Annotated in this window: 14 protein-coding genes; 8 read left to right on the top strand and 6 right to left on the bottom strand. The window is 65.5% G+C overall.

From position 1 onward, the window contains the following. Positions 1-6: 6 nt before the first annotated feature. The 4 genes from I6N89_RS25755 to hemA all read right to left on the bottom strand — a co-directional run bounded on the left by I6N89_RS25755 (position 7) and on the right by hemA (position 5,837). The gene (locus tag I6N89_RS25755; RefSeq protein WP_207018699.1) at positions 7-1,359 is read right to left on the bottom strand and encodes a sensor histidine kinase; all 1,353 of its coding nucleotides are present in this window, start codon (positions 1,357-1,359) and stop codon (positions 7-9) included. Between the two features lie 4 nt (positions 1,360-1,363). After that, complete coding sequence (gene ispG, locus I6N89_RS12055) at positions 1,364-2,494, bottom strand: flavodoxin-dependent (E)-4-hydroxy-3-methylbut-2-enyl-diphosphate synthase (RefSeq protein ID WP_076706117.1); 1,131 nt, start codon at positions 2,492-2,494, stop codon at positions 1,364-1,366. A gap of 143 nt (positions 2,495-2,637) precedes the next feature. Beyond that, positions 2,638-4,260: a helix-turn-helix domain-containing protein gene (locus tag I6N89_RS12050; RefSeq protein ID WP_207018698.1), complete on the bottom strand. Its 1,623-nt coding sequence runs from the start codon at positions 4,258-4,260 to the stop codon at positions 2,638-2,640. 353 nt (positions 4,261-4,613) lie between these two features. Then, positions 4,614-5,837 carry a 5-aminolevulinate synthase gene (gene hemA / locus I6N89_RS12045; protein WP_207018697.1) on the bottom strand — a complete coding sequence of 408 codons (1,224 nt, stop codon included), beginning with the start codon at positions 5,835-5,837 and terminating at the stop codon, positions 4,614-4,616. A gap of 304 nt (positions 5,838-6,141) precedes the next feature. Between hemA and I6N89_RS12040 the strand changes: the two genes are divergently transcribed. The 5 genes from I6N89_RS12040 (at position 6,142) to I6N89_RS12020 (ending at position 10,810) form a co-directional block, all read left to right on the top strand. Continuing rightward, complete coding sequence (locus I6N89_RS12040) at positions 6,142-6,474, top strand: 5-aminolevulinate synthase (RefSeq protein WP_207018696.1); 333 nt, start codon at positions 6,142-6,144, stop codon at positions 6,472-6,474. A 74-nt stretch (positions 6,475-6,548) separates the two neighbouring features. Beyond that, entirely contained in the window at positions 6,549-7,922 is a 1,374-nt protein-coding gene (locus tag I6N89_RS12035) for a M20/M25/M40 family metallo-hydrolase (protein ID WP_207018695.1), read from the top strand. Between the two features lie 417 nt (positions 7,923-8,339). After that, positions 8,340-8,879 carry a hypothetical protein gene (locus I6N89_RS12030; protein WP_207018694.1) on the top strand — a complete coding sequence of 180 codons (540 nt, stop codon included), beginning with the start codon at positions 8,340-8,342 and terminating at the stop codon, positions 8,877-8,879. Between the two features lie 46 nt (positions 8,880-8,925). Then, on the top strand, positions 8,926-9,804 hold the full coding sequence (locus tag I6N89_RS12025) for an alpha/beta fold hydrolase (RefSeq protein WP_207018693.1): 879 nt from the start codon (positions 8,926-8,928) through the stop codon (positions 9,802-9,804). Between the two features lie 73 nt (positions 9,805-9,877). Continuing rightward, positions 9,878-10,810 carry a lysophospholipid acyltransferase family protein gene (locus tag I6N89_RS12020; protein ID WP_207018692.1) on the top strand — a complete coding sequence of 311 codons (933 nt, stop codon included), beginning with the start codon at positions 9,878-9,880 and terminating at the stop codon, positions 10,808-10,810. On the opposite strand, the gene I6N89_RS12015 is transcribed toward I6N89_RS12020, so the two are convergent. After that, positions 10,774-11,472: a DUF1223 domain-containing protein gene (locus tag I6N89_RS12015; protein ID WP_207018691.1), complete on the bottom strand. Its 699-nt coding sequence runs from the start codon at positions 11,470-11,472 to the stop codon at positions 10,774-10,776. The genes I6N89_RS12020 and I6N89_RS12015 overlap by 37 nt on opposite strands. Positions 11,473-11,701: 229 nt before the next feature. Here I6N89_RS12015 and acnA point away from each other — a divergent pair, with 229 nt between their 5' ends. After that, positions 11,702-14,446, top strand: coding sequence for an aconitate hydratase AcnA (acnA, locus tag I6N89_RS12010; protein ID WP_236016573.1), 2,745 nt, complete (start codon positions 11,702-11,704; stop codon positions 14,444-14,446). Between the two features lie 224 nt (positions 14,447-14,670). On the opposite strand, the gene I6N89_RS12005 is transcribed toward acnA, so the two are convergent. Next, complete coding sequence (locus tag I6N89_RS12005) at positions 14,671-15,126, bottom strand: Lrp/AsnC family transcriptional regulator (protein WP_207018690.1); 456 nt, start codon at positions 15,124-15,126, stop codon at positions 14,671-14,673. Positions 15,127-15,278: 152 nt separating this feature from the next. On the opposite strand from I6N89_RS12005, the gene cobA reads away from it, so the two are divergent. Further along, positions 15,279-16,052 (top strand): uroporphyrinogen-III C-methyltransferase, encoded by a 774-nt coding sequence (gene cobA / locus I6N89_RS12000; protein ID WP_236016572.1) that lies wholly within the window; start codon positions 15,279-15,281, stop codon positions 16,050-16,052. Further along, positions 16,052-16,351, top strand: coding sequence for a DUF2849 domain-containing protein (locus I6N89_RS11995; RefSeq protein WP_207018688.1), 300 nt, complete (start codon positions 16,052-16,054; stop codon positions 16,349-16,351). Before cobA ends, I6N89_RS11995 begins: the two co-directional genes overlap by 1 nt. Positions 16,352-16,369: the final 18 nt, after the last annotated feature.

Raw genomic sequence — 16,369 nt, 5'->3', positions numbered from 1 at the left:
CGCGCCTCAGCGGCGCGCCTCTCCGCTCCCCGATCCATCGCGACCGGGTGGCACCGATGCAGGCACCGCCGGCAAATCGAGCCAGATCTGCACTCCTCCGCCCTCACGCGCCTCAAGCGCCATCTTGCCGTTGGATTGCTCGACAAAGCCGCGCACCATGGGCAAGCCGAGCCCGGAACCGTGCCCGCGCGGCTTGGTGGTGAAATAGGGCTCGAACACCTTGTCGCGCAGATGATCGGCGACGCCATCGCCGTCGTCGGCGACCCCGAAGCGCAGCATGTCCCCCTCGGCGCGCGGCCCCGGCCCGACGGTCAGGACGATCTCGCCGCCCGATTGCATGGCGTCGCGGGCATTGGCGATCAGCTCAAGCAGCGCCGAATGCAGCTTTTGCGGATCCACATAGACCGGCCGCAGCCCCGGCGCGACGCGCAGCGTCAGCCGGTGCCCGGGACCGAGAAGCTCGCGCCGCGCGGTGCCCGCCACGGTTTCGAGCACCGACGCGGGAAGCTGCGCGACCGGGCTCAGCCGCGCCTTGCTCGACAGCGTCAGCAGCCGCCCGGTCAGTTCGGCACCGCGCCGCGCCGCGTGCTCCGCCTCGGTCATCAGCGCGTCGCGCTCGACCGGCGCGTCGCTCAGCCGCGCCAGCTCCATATTGCCCAGCACGACAGTCAGCAAATTGTTGAAATCATGCGCCACGCCGCCGGTGAAGCGGCTCAGCGCGCGCTGGCGCTCGCGCTCGGTACGCTCGGCGATATGCGCCTGCAACTGCTTATGCATGCCGTGCAGGTCGAGCGCCGCCTTGATGAAGACCCCATAGAGCGACAGCATCGCCACCGCCAGCATCCAGCTGTCCGGCGCGAACGGCGTCTGCCAGAGCAGCCACCCAATCCGGGTCAGCACCCCCGCCGAGATCACCGCGAGGTCGATGCGCAACGCCGCGCGGAGATGCGCACGCATCGCCAGCGCATTGAGCCCGCCCGCGGTCAGAAACAGCAGGGAATAGAGCCACGCCTGTGTGTCACCGGCAATCCAGAGAGAGAGCCCGGGCACGCAGAACAGCAGGCTGTTGAGCGCCTGCACACCCAAAACGCGCCGCATCAGCTGCGGCGGCCCGTTTTCCGGCAGGCGGCGCAGCACCTGCGCATAGACGAGCTGCGCGAGCATGAAGGTGGCGAACCAAACGGGCAGCAGCGCGTTGCCATAGGTGTGCCAGAACAGCAGGCAGCAGATCCCGAGGATCATATGGCGGAGATAGCGCCGGTTGGCAAAGGGCGCCTCGAAGCGGCGGATCTGTGTGTAGTCGACAAGTGGGACGGTCTCAGAGCCGGTGCCCAGCAATTTTCCGGCACCGTCGGCCACGGCGTTACTCCGCGGCCTGCGCGCTGGAGGCCTCGGCCTCGATCTCGGCAGCCTTCTTCTCGACCTCCTCGACGATATGGTCGATCATCTGCGCGTTCGACATCTTGTGACTGGCCTTGCCGGCCAGATAGACCATGCCGCTGCCGGCGCCACCACCGGTAAAGCCGACATCCGTCATCAGCGCCTCGCCCGGCCCGTTCACCACGCAGCCAATAATCGAGAGGCTCATCGGCGTCTTGATATGCTCCAGCCGCTCCTCCAGCGCCTCGACGGTCTTGATCACGTCGAAGCCCTGCCGCGCGCAGGACGGGCAGGAGATAATGTTCACGCCGCGATGGCGCAGACCCAGCGATTTCAGGATCTCGTAGCCGACCTTGATCTCCTCCACCGGATCGGCGGAGAGCGAGACGCGCAGCGTGTCGCCGATGCCCATCCAGAGCAGGTTGCCGAGCCCGATGGCGGATTTGATCGTGCCCGAGGTCAGCCCCCCGGCCTCGGTGATGCCGAGATGGATGGGCTTGTCGGTGACCTCGGCCAGCCCCTGATAGGCCGCGGCGGAGAGGAAAACGTCGGACGCCTTCACCGAGATCTTGAACTCGTGGAAATCGTTGTCCTCGAGAATGCGGATATGGTCGAGCGCGCTTTCCACCATCGCCTCGGGGCACGGCTCGCCGTATTTCTCCAGCAGGTGCTTTTCGAGGCTGCCGCCATTGACGCCGATGCGCATGGAGCAGCCGTGATCGCGGGCGGCGGCGATGACCTCGCGCACGCGCTCGGGGCTGCCGATATTGCCGGGGTTGATGCGCAGGCAGGCGGCACCGGCTTCGGCGCTTTCGATGCCGCGCTTGTAGTGGAAATGGATATCCGCGACGATCGGCACCGGGCTTTCGCGCACGATCTCCTTCAGCGCCTTCGAACTGGCCTCGTCGGGCACCGAAACGCGCACGATATCGGCACCCGCCTCGGCGGCGCGCTGCACCTGCTCCACCGTCGCCCTGACATCGGTGGTCGCGGTGTTGGTCATGGTCTGCACGCTGATCGGGGCGTCGCCGCCCACGGGCACATTGCCCACCATGATCCGGCGCGACTTGCGCCGCTCGATGCTGCGCCAGGGACGGATGGGATTGTGGCTCATGCCGCGAAGCTCCTCTTGGGCGCCTTTGAAATTCGCGCCAACCGTACTCTTTCAAGCGCGCGAACGCCAGTCTCGGCCCGGGCGCCAGAAATCAAAACCGTGTGGAATAAGCCCGCAGCGACAAAGATCCGGAGGATGGAACCTCAGTCTGCGGTGGCGACGGCGCTGTTCAGCTCGGCCACGACGCGCTCGAGATCGGCGTCGCGCGAGGCGTCGGCGACCTGATAGGTCTGCGTCAAATTGTCGACCGAGAGCGCGAGATTGGCGGTCACCGCGCCGCGCTCGCCCGCCGGACCATAGGTCTGGCCGTTCACCGCGAAATAGATCGCTCCGGATTCGCCGACGCGCAGCGTGGCGGGATCCTCGGTGGCGGGAAGCTTGAACGTGTCGCCGGCATTCATGATCGACTCGTAGATCACCGAGCCGTCGGCGGCGCGCACCCGCACCCAGGCCGGACGAACGGCAATCATCATCACGCCGGGCGCGCCATCCTCAAGCACCTTGGGATTGCCGGGCACACCCTGCCCCGCGTTGCCGTTGAACTGGGTCATGTCGGCCAGCACGCGCTGAAGATCGCCGTCGCGCTGCGGATCGGCGGGCGTGTAGGCGGCGTTGATCAGCTCCGGCACCAGCGGCAGATCGCTGGTCACCGTCCCGCTGGGGCCGGCGGGGCCATAGGTGCGACCGTTCATGGCGAAATAGACGGCGCCGGATTCGCCGACATTGAGCCGGGCCTCGGCCTCGTCGCGCGGCACGGTCCAGGTCTCGCCGGATTCCATGACGCGCTCGAAGATCACATTGCCGGTGGTGCCGCGCACGCGGACCCAGGCCGGACGCACCGCCACCAGCGTGACCGCGCCGGGAAGCGTCGCCGAAGCGGCGATGCGCTGCGAGGGCTGCGCTTGCGCGAATTGCCGTTCCGAACCGTCCGGCGCCATGACCGGCGACGGCGGGGTCATGCCGCGCTGTGCAAAGGCCCCCACTGTGGCCGGGTCGAGCGAGGAAATCGGCGCATCGCGCGCCACCAGAACCGGCACGTCGAGCGCCTGCGGACGGTAGAGCCGGTCCATCGCTTCCGAGGCGGGCGGCGAGAAGGCCCCCATGCCATCGGCGCGCGCAACGGTGTCGCCCGCCACGTCATCGGTCTCGGGAAGGCCCGCGCCTTCGACCGGATCGAGCTCGCTCAGCACCACCGGGGTCTGGTCCACCGGCGCGAGCTGCACGCGCTGCACCTCGCGCAGGACCGCCCAGCCACCGTAACCGATACCGCCGATCAGGGCGACCAGCACCAGCAGCGAGCCAATGGCACCGGGTTCGATGCGCGACAGGAAGGAGTCGCCCGAGGGCGCGAAAGGCATGCGCGGCTCTTCGAACGGATCGCGTGCGGCGGGGCGCGGCGTTTCGCCGGCCTGCGGCTTGCGGATCGTCGAGGCCTTGTCGGACATGCCATGCGCCACGGCAAAGCCGCTCTCGGCACAGAAATGCTGGAAACACTCGTCGGGATCCATGCCCAGATAGCGCGCATAAGAGCGCACATAGCCGGCAATGAAGCCCGGGGTATCGAAGGCGGAAGGGTCGCAATTCTCGATGGCGGCAATATAGCTCGCCTTGATGCGCAGCTCACGCTGCACATCAAGCAGCGATTTGCCCATCGTCGCACGCTCGCCGCGCATGACGTCACCGAGCCGCAGCGCGAAGTCGTCAAACCCGCGCGGGCCGTCCTCGGCCACCTCTTCCGGCTTACGTAGGGATTTCCGCCCGATCATGCGTTCGACCCAGTCACCGCTGTCCCAAAAAATTGCCTGCCCACTCACGCTTTCGCGATTCGCGCTGCGTGTTTTATTGAGACTACGTTAGCACATCACAACCCGTTTTACAGGCTTTCCACGCCCCATGAGCGTGGTTCTGCGCAACGCCCCCTGCCAGGCATCCGTCAAAATGTGTCGTAAGATCGGCGCGGAACCCATTCTGATTTCATAGTGAATCCCGCACGGGCTCTGCCCTGCCGAGCGCGCCGAGCCGAAACGCGACCGTTCGGCAGAGCCACAAAAAACCTCCCGCGCGGAAACGCGGGAGGTCACTCGATAAGCACGCCGTGAGGTGATCTCGCGTGATCGGATCAGGCGCTCAGCTCCTGCCGATTCAGGGCGCAGCGCGACCAAAGTTCGTCGAGCGCGCGGATCAGCGTGTCCATCTCTTTCCGACCATGCACCGGCGAGGGCGTAAAGCGCAGACGCTCGGTGCCGCGCGGCACGGTGGGGAAGTTGATCGGCTGCACATAGATGCCGTAACCGTCGAGCAGCATGTCCGAGAGCTGCTTGGTATGCACCGGATCGCCGACGATCACCGGCACGATATGGCTGCCATGGTCGATGATCGGCAGGCCCATGCCCTTGAGTCGGGTCTTGAGGATACGGGCCTGGGTCTGGTGCCTGTCGCGCAGCGCCTGATCGGTCTTGAGATGCGCGATGGAAGCTGCCGCCCCCGCCGCAACCGCCGGCGGGATCGAGGTGGTAAAAATAAAGCCCGGCGCATAGGAGCGGATCGCATCGCACATCTTGTCGCTGGCGGCGATATAGCCGCCGAACACGCCAAAGGCCTTGCCCAGCGTGCCGTTGATGATGTCGATGCGATGCGCCAGCCGGTCGCGCTCGGCCACGCCGCCCCCGCGCGGGCCGTACATGCCCACCGCATGCACCTCGTCGAGATAGGTCAGCGCGTTGAATTCGTCGGCGAGATCGCAGATCTCGGCAATGGGGCCGAAATCGCCATCCATCGAATAGACCGATTCAAAGGCGATGAGCTTCGGCGCCTGCGGATCGTCGGCCTCCAGCAGCTCGCGCAGATGCGCCAGATCGTTGTGCCGGAAGATGCGCTTGGCGCCGCCATTGCGCTTGATCCCCTCGATCATCGAGGCGTGGTTCAGCTCGTCGGAATAGATGATGAGCCCCGGAAACAGCTTGGGCAGGGTCGAGAGCGTCGCATCGTTGGCGATATAGGCCGAGGAAAAGACCAGCGCCGCGTCCTTGCCATGCAGGTCGGCGAGCTCCGACTCCAGCCGCTTGTGATAGACCGTGGTGCCCGAGATGTTGCGCGTGCCGCCCGAACCGGCGCCGGTGGCGTCGATGGCCTCGTGCATCGCGGCGAGCACAGCCGGGTGCTGGCCCATGCCGAGGTAATCGTTGCCGCACCAGACGGTGATCGGCTGTTCGCTGCCATCGGCTTTGCGCCAGGTGGCGTGCGGAAACTGACCGTTCTTGCGTTCGATGTCGATAAAGGTGCGGTAACGCCCCTCTTCATGCAGGCGGTTCAGGGCGTCGTCGAGCTTCGCGGTGTAGTCCACCGTGGTCTCCTCCTTCATCTTAGGGCCACGTCGTTATCCATGCTGCGCGGCCTCTTTGCGGCGGTACACATCCGCATTCAGGTTCGTGAATGGATAACGTTCACATCTCTTTCTGTCCACGGTTTAGAAAGAGACTAAGAGTCGCGGCCTTGATTTGTATCAAGACTTTTGGGTCATAGGCGCGGGTCGGGTTTCCCATACTCGTCAGACGCCGCCGATCGGCGCATCGTCCCACCATTGCTTTTTTCATTCCGGCCGCCGCGTTCAGGCGGCCCTGCTTTCGCGTTTTTATCAGGTTGTCCGGATGTCGGCATTCATCGTCTCACTGCCCCCCGCCCCGTTTCTCGTCCTCGGCACCGCCGCCGGCTATGCGCTTGCCACCATCGGCATAAAACTCGCCTCACAGGGCCAGAGCCTGCCAGGTATCATATTGACCGTGCTTGGCTTTCTCATCGCCTTCCTCTCTGAGATCTGGCTGATGCGCCAGGCCGAACTGCCGGTGATCTACATCGCGATCATCGCGGTGGAAACCCTCATGGTGCTGCTTTACGCCGCCTGGATCGGCGAGGGGCCGAGCCTTAAACAGGCGCTTGGCGCGGGCATGGTGCTGGCCGGGCTCGTCGTGGTCGCCGGCTGACGCCCGGGCGGTCTGGACAGCTGGGCGCGCGCTGCTAGGGTCGCGGCAGATTTTCCCGCTACAGGAGCCCGCCCATGTCTCTCGACGCCGTTCTCGCCCGTATCGACACCGATCTGCCCGCCGCGACCGACCGGCTGCTCGAGCTGCTGCGAATCCCCTCGATCTCGACCGACCCCGCCTACAAGGCCGAATGCGACCGCGCCGCCGACTGGCTGGTGGCGGATCTGCAATCGCTGGGTGTGACGGTCGAAAAGCGCCCCACCCCCGGCCATCCGATGGTGGTGGGCCATGTGGACGGCGACGGCCCGCATATCCTGTTCTACGGCCATTACGACGTGCAGCCGGTCGATCCGCTGGAGCTCTGGGACCGCGACCCGTTCGATCCCGCCATCGAGGAGACGCCCAAGGGCAAGGTGATCCGCGGCCGCGGCGCGGCGGATGACAAGGGCCAGCTCATGACCTTTATCGAGGCCTGCCGGGCGTGGAAGGCCGAATATGGCAGCCTGCCCTGCAAGATCACCTTCTTCCTTGAGGGCGAGGAAGAGAGCGGCTCGCCCTCGCTGGTGCCCTTCATGAAGGAGAACGCCGAAGAGCTGAACGCCGATCTCGCGCTGATCTGCGACACCGGTCTGTTTCAGTCCAGGACGCCGGCGATCATGACCATGCTGCGCGGTCTGCTGGGGGAAGAGCTGACGATCACCGGTCCCGACAAGGATCTGCATTCGGGCATGTATGGCGGCATCGCCATCAATCCCGCCCGTGTGCTGACGCGCATCCTCGGCAATCTCTTCGACGATCACGGCGTCATTCAGGTGCCCGCACTTTACGAGGGCGTGCCGGAGCTGTCGCCCGAGCTGAAGGCGCAATGGCAGGGGCTGGGCTTCGATTCCGAGGCGTTCCTGGGCGATGTCGGCCTCTCGGTGCCGGCGGGCGAGGACAGCGTCACGCCACTGGAGATGATCTGGGCGCGGCCCACCGCCGAAATCAACGGCATCTGGGGCGGCTATACCGGCGACGGCTTCAAGACCGTGCTGCCCAGCCAGGCCCATGCCAAGATCAGCTTCCGCCTCGTGGGCACGCAGGATCCTGAAGCGATCCGCAGGAATTTCCGCGCCTGGGTCGAGGCGCAGCTGCCCGCCGACTGCAAAATCGCGTGGAAAGATCACAGCTGCTCGCCCGCCTCGCAGATGTCGACCGAGCATCCGGCGTTCGAGGCGGCGCGCATGGCGCTGTCGGACGAATGGCCGGACCCGGCGGCCTATGCCGGCTGCGGCGGCTCGATCCCCATCGCGGGCTATTTCAAGTCGATCCTGGGCATGGACGCGATGCTCGTGGGCTGGGGCAAGGATGACGATCAGATCCACTCGCCCAACGAGAAATACGACATGGAAAGCTATCATAAAGGCATCCGCAGCTGGGCGCGCATCCTCGCCGCGATGACCGCCTGAGGTTTCGCCTCAGCAGTGCCACAACAGCGGCACACACGTTAAGAGTGTGCCGCCGATCGCTCCGACTGGCCGGTTTTGGCGGCGGTGGGCGCGCCGCTGACGCTGCACCGCAGCAACGACCATCCGGCTGCGACCGCGACGGGCGACATGTAGTTATCCACATGTGAAAGGTGACCCAACGTCATACTTTTTCAGGATTTTCCGCCAACCCTGCTCAACCCGAATTTTTTGCTCAAAAAACGGGATTTCGCTCAAATTACCCCCTTCAAGCCGCTGCCCCGACGCAATCGCCACATGAATTCGCCACAATCCGCCGTTAACACTTGTGGTAACAGAAACGGATCATACCGAACCGGGCGACCAACCAGAGCGATACCGCGATGCGATCAAAACCCGGAACGGTCAAGGACTGAGGCAATGAGGAAATACGCTTTCCGCAAGATGACGCGGGACGATTTCAATACCCGCGTAGAGCGTCTCGACCCCCAGTATTTCCGAGGCGGAAATGCCGCGAACGTGCAAACCTGCTGCACCTCCGCACGCCCTTTCCTTTGCCTGCTGCTTGGCTTTGGCTGGGCCTATCTGATTTTCTCCATCGCCGAAAAGCGCAACCTCATCGAAACGAGCCTGCTGCGCGGCAGCATTCCCGCCCAGTATCACGACTATATCTTCTACGCGCTGGCCGCTCTGCTCTCTGTCTCCGCGGTGATGCTCGCCATCCATGTCATGCGCTATGCCTTCATGCGTCGGGGTCGCCCCGCACGCAGCAATTCCGGCGGGCTGCTGGCCGGGGCGACCATGGCCGCAGCGCTGGTCTATACGCCCACAAGCGTATTCGAAGCCGGGTTCGGCCTGCTCGACGATGACTCCCAATCCTTCATCATGGCGACCTCGCAAGGCGTGCGCGAGGCGATCCCCGCCGAGCTGACCTCCGTCGCCTTTATCGTCACCGACTGAAACGCGCCGCTTGACGGGCCCGGCGCACCGGGCTTCCCTGCCCGGCATGAACCAGACGCATGACAGGCCCCTCAGGGCCGATATCAACGGACAGAGCATCGCCTATGAGATCGCGGGCAGCGGCCCGCCGCTTCTGCTGCTGCACGGTTATCCGCAATGCCGCGCGCTCTGGCGCCCTCTGATCCCGGCGCTTTCCGACGCCTTCACCGTGATCGCCGCCGATCTGCGCGGCTATGGCGACAGCTCCATGCCCGAGACGATGGAGGCGATGAGCTTTCGCAATATGGGCGCCGACATGCTGGCGCTGATGGATCATCTGGGCTTTGACCGGTTTCACCTCGCCGGGCACGACCGTGGCGCGCGGGTGAGCCACCGGCTGACGCTGGATGCGCCGGAGCGCCTGCTCGCAGTGACGCTGATGGATATCGTGCCCACGCACCACCTGCTCTCGCATTGCACGCAGGAGGTGGCGCGGGCCTATTACCACTGGTTCTTTCTCGCCCAGCCCGCGCCGTTCCCCGAAACCCTGATCGGCCACGATCCGCAAACCTATTTCGAGCGCTGCCTGCTGGGTTTCGGCAAGGCGGCGCTGACGGATTTCGCGCCCGAGCTGCTGGCGGAATACCGCCGCGCCTGGGCGCAGCCCGGGGCGATCCGCGCCGGCTGCAACGATTACCGCGCCGCCATCGACGTGGATTTTCACCACGACGCCGCCGACCTGCACCGCCGCGTGGCATGCCCTGCCCAGGTGCTCTACGGTGCCGAGGGCGCCATGGCGCGGTTGATGGATGTGCCCGCCACCTGGGCCGAGCGGCTGGAACATATGCAGGCGCGCGCCATCCCCGGCGGGCATTTCTTCCCCGACCAGTCGCCGAATGAGACCGCGCAGGCGCTGCGGAGCTTCCATCTCGCCCACCCCGGCTAGACCCGGCCACCCGGCCGCTTGTGCCGCGCCGCGCCGCGTCCTATCTCTGCGCCCACGACAAGGAGAGCGACACGTGGCGAAGGGCGAGGAGAAGGCACGGGGCGGCTGGGGCGACTGGATCTCGGACCGGGTGCTGCGCGGGCTGATCCGGCTGGCGCTCGCCCTGCCCCATCGCACGCGGCTGCGGCTGATGGGCTGGGCGGTCCGCCGGGTCATCGCGCCGCTGGCGGGCTACCGCAAGCGCGCCATGGACAACCTCGCCCATGTCTGGCCCGAGATGCCCGAGGCCGAGCGCCGCGCCATCGCCGACCGCGTGGCCGAGAATGCCGGGCGCACGATGATCGAGAATTACGACGTCAAAGGCCTGCTGGCGCGGATGCAACACGCGCCGGTCACCGGCGACGGCCTGCCCGAGATCGAGCGCGCCCGCGCCGAGGGCCGTCCGGTGCTCTTCGTCACCGGCCATTACGGCAATTTCGAAGCCCCGCGCGCCGCGCTGGTGGCGCGCGGCTGGCGCATTGGCGGGCTTTACCGGCCCATGGCCAACCCGTTCTTCAACGAGCATTACGCCGCCAATATGCATGCGCTCTCCGACCCGGTCTTCGAACAGGGGCGGCGCGGCACCATGGGGCTCTTGAAGCATATCCGCGGCGGCGGCATGGGCGTGCTGCTCTTCGATGTCTACAGCAGCGATGGCGCCCCCATCGACTTTCTCGGCCAGCCCGCACCGACCCTGACCTCGGCCGCCGAGATCGCGCTCAAGACAGATGCACTCTTTGTGCCCTTCTTCGGCATCCGCCGCGCCGATGGCGTCTCTTTCGAGGCGGTATTCGAGGCGCCGATCCCGCATGGCGATCCGGTAGAGATGATGAAGGAGGCGACGCGGCGGCTGGAGGCGCGCATCGCCGAGGATCCCGGCCAGTGGTTCTGGATTCACCGCCGCTGGAAACCCAGGCGGCAGGCCCGGCGTCAGCGCAAGCGCGCGGCGGCGAGAATGGGGCCGTAACCCTCTTCCTGAAGCATCACCACAACCGGATCATCGCCCTCGACCGGGACATTCAGCTCGAGCGGCTCGGCGCCGTCCCAGCGGCCGAGGGCCTGCCAACCATGGGCGATATGGGTATAGGTGACCGCGCGGCCCGCATTCTCACCATCGAGAATCTCGACCCGGGTCTGCGGCGTGTAGCGCACCAGATGCACCATCGTCACCGGCAGCGCCGCCAGCGGCTCCGCCCGGATCTCCAGCGTATCGCCCTCGCGCAGCAGAGTCAGCCGCGCCAGCGCCGGCTTGGCGGCCGCGTGGTTGATCGCATCGACAACCTTCATCGGACGCGACCCCACCACATCGTAACGCCCGCCGATCACCATCTGCGGCGTGTAGATCGAGCGCCGCCCGGCGGCACGGGCATAGCCCTTCTGTCGCTTGGTGAACCCCGGATCGGCAAAGGCGTCGGGCCAGCCGATGTAATCCCAGTAATCCACATGCAGAGCCAGCGGGATCACATTCGCATGCTCGCCGAGCTCGGCCAGCACCGCATCCGCCGGCGGGCAGGACGAACAGCCCTGCGAGGTGAAGAGCTCCACCACAACCGGAGCGTCCTCTGCCCGCGCGGCCGCGCCGGATAGCGCGATACACAGCCCTGCGATCCAGTAGGTGAGTCGGTTCATCTGCGGCGAAATCCCTGTTTGTGTCCCTTTTCCGAGGTAGCGAAGCGCGCCTGAAATAACCAATCAAGGTTTTGCGAGAGGCAGTGAAGCTTTGCAGATGCGGCATAGGCGTCTTTTTTTGTATTCTACGGTATACAAAACCGCGCATCCCCCTTGCACGAGCGCGGCCAATGGGGCAGAACGCGAGGCAAGCGAACCCTTTTCTCCAGTCCTTGCAAGGGAGCCAACCATGCCCATCACAGTCGGTCAGGACACATCCAAGACGCGCAAGACGCTCGAGGTGAACGGCAAGACCTACGCCTATTACTCCATCCCCGCCGCCGAAGAAGCCGGGCTCGGTGCCTTCTCGCACCTGCCCGCCGCGCTCAAGGTGGTGCTGGAAAACATGCTGCGCTTCGAGGACGGCAAGACCGTTTCGGTGGACGACATCAAGGCGTTCTCGGAATGGGGCGCGCTCGGCGGCAAGAACCCGCGCGAGATCGCCTATCGCCCGGCCCGCGTGCTGATGCAGGACTTCACCGGCGTTCCCGCCGTGGTCGACCTCGCCGCCATGCGTGACGGCATCAAGGCTCTGGGCGGCGACGCGCAGAAGATCAACCCGCTGAACCCGGTGGATCTGGTCATCGACCACTCGGTGATGATCGACGAGTTCGGCAACCCGCGCGCGTTCCAGATGAACGTGGACCGCGAATACGAGCGCAATATCGAGCGCTATGAATTCCTGAAATGGGGCCAGTCGGCCTTCAACAACTTCCGCGTCGTGCCCCCGGGCACCGGCATCTGCCACCAGGTGAACCTGGAATATCTGGCACAGACCGTCTGGACCGATGCGGATCAGGACGGCATGGAAGTCGCCTATCCCGACACGCTGGTCGGCACCGACAGCCACACCACCATGGTCAACGGCGCCGCCGTTCTGGGCTGGGGCGTGGGCGGCATCGAGGCCGAGGCCGCGATGCTCGGCCAGCCGATCTCCATGCTGATCCCCGAAGTGGTCGGCTTCAAGCTGACCGGCGAGATGATCGAAGGCACCACCGGCACCGACCTCGTGCTGAAGGTCGTCGAGATGCTGCGCGCCAAGGGCGTGGTCGGCAAGTTCGTCGAATTCTACGGCGACGGGCTCGACAACCTGCCGCTGGCACAGCGTGCCACCATCGCCAACATGGCCCCCGAATACGGCGCCACCTGCGGCTTCTTCCCGATCGACGACGAAACCCTGCGTTACCTGCGCCAGACCGGCCGTGACGAGGACCGTATCGCGCTGGTCGAAGCCTATGCCAAGGAAAACGGCTTCTGGCGCGGCGCGGATTACGATCCGATCTACACCGACACGCTGGAGCTCGACATGGGCACCATCGTGCCCGCGATCTCCGGCCCGAAACGTCCCCAGGATTACCTGAAGCTGACCGAAGCCGCTTCGGCCTTCACCAAGGTGGTCGCCGATTATCGCGGCATCGACATCTCGGACGACGCCAAGGACATGGCCGACGAGGGCCCGGTGGCCACGAAGCCGGTCAACATCCACAAGACCGCCAAGGTCGATGGCGAAGAGTATGAGCTGAAAGACGGTTCGGTGGTGATCGCCTCGATCACGTCGTGCACCAACACCTCGAACCCCTATGTGCTGATCGGCGCCGGGCTCGTGGCGCGCAAGGCGCGTGAGCTGGGCCTCAACCGCAAGCCCTGGGTGAAGACCTCGCTTGCCCCCGGCAGCCAGGTGGTGACCGATTATCTCGACGCCGCCGGCCTCACCGAAGATCTCGACTCGGTGGGCTTCAACCTCGTGGGTTACGGCTGCACCACCTGCATCGGCAACTCCGGCCCGCTTCAGCCGGAAATCTCGAAGGCGATCAACGACAACGACCTGATCGCAACCTCGGTGCTCTCGGGCAACCGGAACTTCGAAGGCCGGATCTCGCCCGATGTGCGCGCCAACTACCTGGCCTCGCCGCCGCTGGTCGTGGCCTACGCACTGGCCGGCGACATGAATATCGACATCGCCAACGATCCCATCGCCCAGACGGCGGACGGCAAGGACGTCTACCTGAAAGACATCTGGCCCTCCAACCAGGAGATCGCCGAGCTGGTCGAGAAGGTCGTCACCCGCGAGGCGTTCCAGGCGAAATATGCCGACGTCTTCAAGGGCGACGAGAAATGGCAGGGCGTGGAAGTCAAGGGCGGCGAAACCTATGACTGGCCGCCGACCTCGACCTATGTGCAGAACCCGCCCTACTTCCAGGGCATGAGCACCGAACCGGGCGAGATCACCAATATCTCGGGCGCGCGCATCCTTGCCGTGCTGGGCGACATGATCACCACCGACCACATCTCGCCGGCGGGCTCCTTCAAGGAAAGCACCCCCGCAGGTCAGTATCTGGTCGAGCATCAGGTGCCCGTGCGGGAGTTCAACTCCTACGGCTCGCGTCGAGGCAACCACGAAGTCATGATGCGCGGCACCTTCGCCAATATCCGCATCAAGAACGAGATGCTGGACGGCGTCGAAGGCGGCTACACCAAGGGCCCCGATGGCGAACAGACCTCGATCTACGAAGCCTCGATGGCCTATCAGGAGGCCGGCACCCCGCTGGTGATCTTCGGTGGCGAGCTCTACGGCGCGGGTTCCTCGCGTGACTGGGCGGCCAAGGGTACGGCGCTTCTGGGTGTGAAAGCCGTGATCGCCGAGAGCTTCGAGCGTATCCACCGCTCGAACCTGGTCGGCATGGGCGTCATCCCCTTCGAGTTCACCGGCGGCGACACCCGCAAGACGCTGGGCCTGACCGGCGAGGAAACGGTGGCCATCGACGGACTCGACAGCGTGACCCCGCTGGCCGAGGTGCCCTGCACCATCACCTTCGCGGACGGTTCGACCAAGACGATCCAGCTCAAGTGCCGCATCGATACGGCCATCGAGAAGGAATATGTCGAACATGGCGGCGTGCTGCACTACGTGCTGCGCAACCTCGCCAAGTCCTGACCGCCGCGCCGCCACGCCGGCGGCTCCGAAAAAACTAAGAGCGCCTGCCGGGACTCCCCGGCAGGCGTTTTTCATTGCGGAAGAGAGATCCGGGTGCAAACACGCGTGACGCGGTCGCCTTGAGACGGCATCGCGAACAGGCGAAACCGGAACAGGGCCCAGAGGGATGATTTTTTTGGGTATTTTCAGAAAGATGAAAGAACCGAGGCGGACTGCCCCGGCGCTCACACCGGCAGCGCCGTCGTCGCCTTGATCTCCTCCATCGACAAAAGCGCCGTGACGTTGTGCACCTTCACCTCGGAAATCAGCGACTGGTAGAACACGTCATAGGCACGCGCGTTCGGCACCCGCACCTTGAGGATATAGTCGATATCGCCCGCCAGCCGGTGCGCCTCCATCACCTCGGGCCGGGCGCGCACCGCGTTGAGAAACCGCTGCTGCCAGTCGGAATCGTGCTCGGAGGTGCGGATCAGCACAAAGAAACAGGCCTCGAAGCCCAGCTTGTCCGGATCGGCGATCACCACCTGCGGCCCGATGATGCCAGCATCGCGCATCTTGCGAATCCGGTTCCAGACCGGCGTCTTGGACGAGCCCACCGCACGGGCGATATCGTCGAGCGATCGGCCCGCGTCCTGCTGAAGCTCGCGAAGGATTTTCCGGTCGGTCGCGTCGATCTGCATAGGCTTTCTCCATATTGCGGCGCAGCGAGATGAATTTTCGTATCACAGCCGCTGAACAGGACAAAGTTCTTAGTACAGGCCCCCTCCTAGCCAGAAAGCGGGACAATATCCTATATTTGAGAGAACACACCACCCAAGCGCGGAGCCGTCCCATGGCACGACCCCAGACCCTTCTGCCCCAGGGCCACGTGGCCTTTGTCGGCGCCGGCCCCGGCGATCCGGAGCTGCTGACCCTGCGCGCCATGCGGCTGATCGGCGCCGCCGAGGTGCTGCTGCACGACCAGCTCGTACCACAGGAGATCCTCGATTTCGCCGCGCCTGAAGCGGTCCTGGTGCCGGTCGGCAAGAAGGGCTTCGGCCCCTCGATGAAGCAGGACGCGATCAATGCGCTGATCATCGAGCACGCCCGCGGCGGCGCCCGCGTGGTGCGGCTGAAATCCGGCGATCCCGGCGTGTTCGGTCGGCTCGACGAGGAAACCGAGGCGCTCGACGCCGCCGGCATCCCCTATCGCGTCACCCCCGGCCTCACCGCTGCGACCGCCGCCGCCGCAAGCCTCGGCGTCTCGATGACCAAGCGCGGACGCAACAGCGATCTGCGCCTGCTCACCGGGCACGACGTCAAGGGCTTTGCCGAACAGGACTGGCGCACGCTCGCGCGCCCCGGCGCGGTGGCCGCGATCTATATGGGCAAGCGCGCCGCGCGTTTCCTTCAGGGCCGGCTGATGATGCATGGCGCCGACCCGATGACCCCGGTCACCGTGGTGGAAAACGCCTCGCGCGCCGATGAGCGTCAGCTGCCCGCCACCCTCGCCACACTCGCCGCCACGCTTGAGGCGGCCCAGCTCGACGGGCCCGCCGTGCTGCTGCTGGGGCTTACCCCGCAGGCCGCGCGCGCCGCCGCAATCGCAAGACAGGAGGTTTCCTGATGCCCAAGGCTTTCACCCCCAAGGTGGTCACCGCCAACGCGCTGCTCGAGGGCGACGTGATCTATCTCGCCGCCGATGACAGCTGGGTCCGCTCGCTGTCGCAGGCCGAAGTTCTGACCGACGAGGCCGTCGCCCAGATCCGGCTGCTCGACGCCTCGGCGCGTCACGCCGAGGCGGTCGGCGTTTATCTCGCCGATGTGGCACCCAGCGACGAGGGTCCGCAGACCACGCATTTCCGCGAGACGTTCCGCGCCACCGGCCCGTCCAACTACGCGCATGGCAAACAGGCCGAGGGCTGAGCCGCGCGCCAAATCTTT

The sequence above is a fragment of the Salipiger abyssi genome (genome assembly GCF_017311415.1).
Classification (GTDB): Bacteria; Pseudomonadota; Alphaproteobacteria; order Rhodobacterales; family Rhodobacteraceae; genus Salipiger; species Salipiger abyssi_A.
The sequence above is the reverse complement of the archived record's forward strand: the minus strand, read 5'-3'. Positions and strand labels throughout refer to the sequence as shown.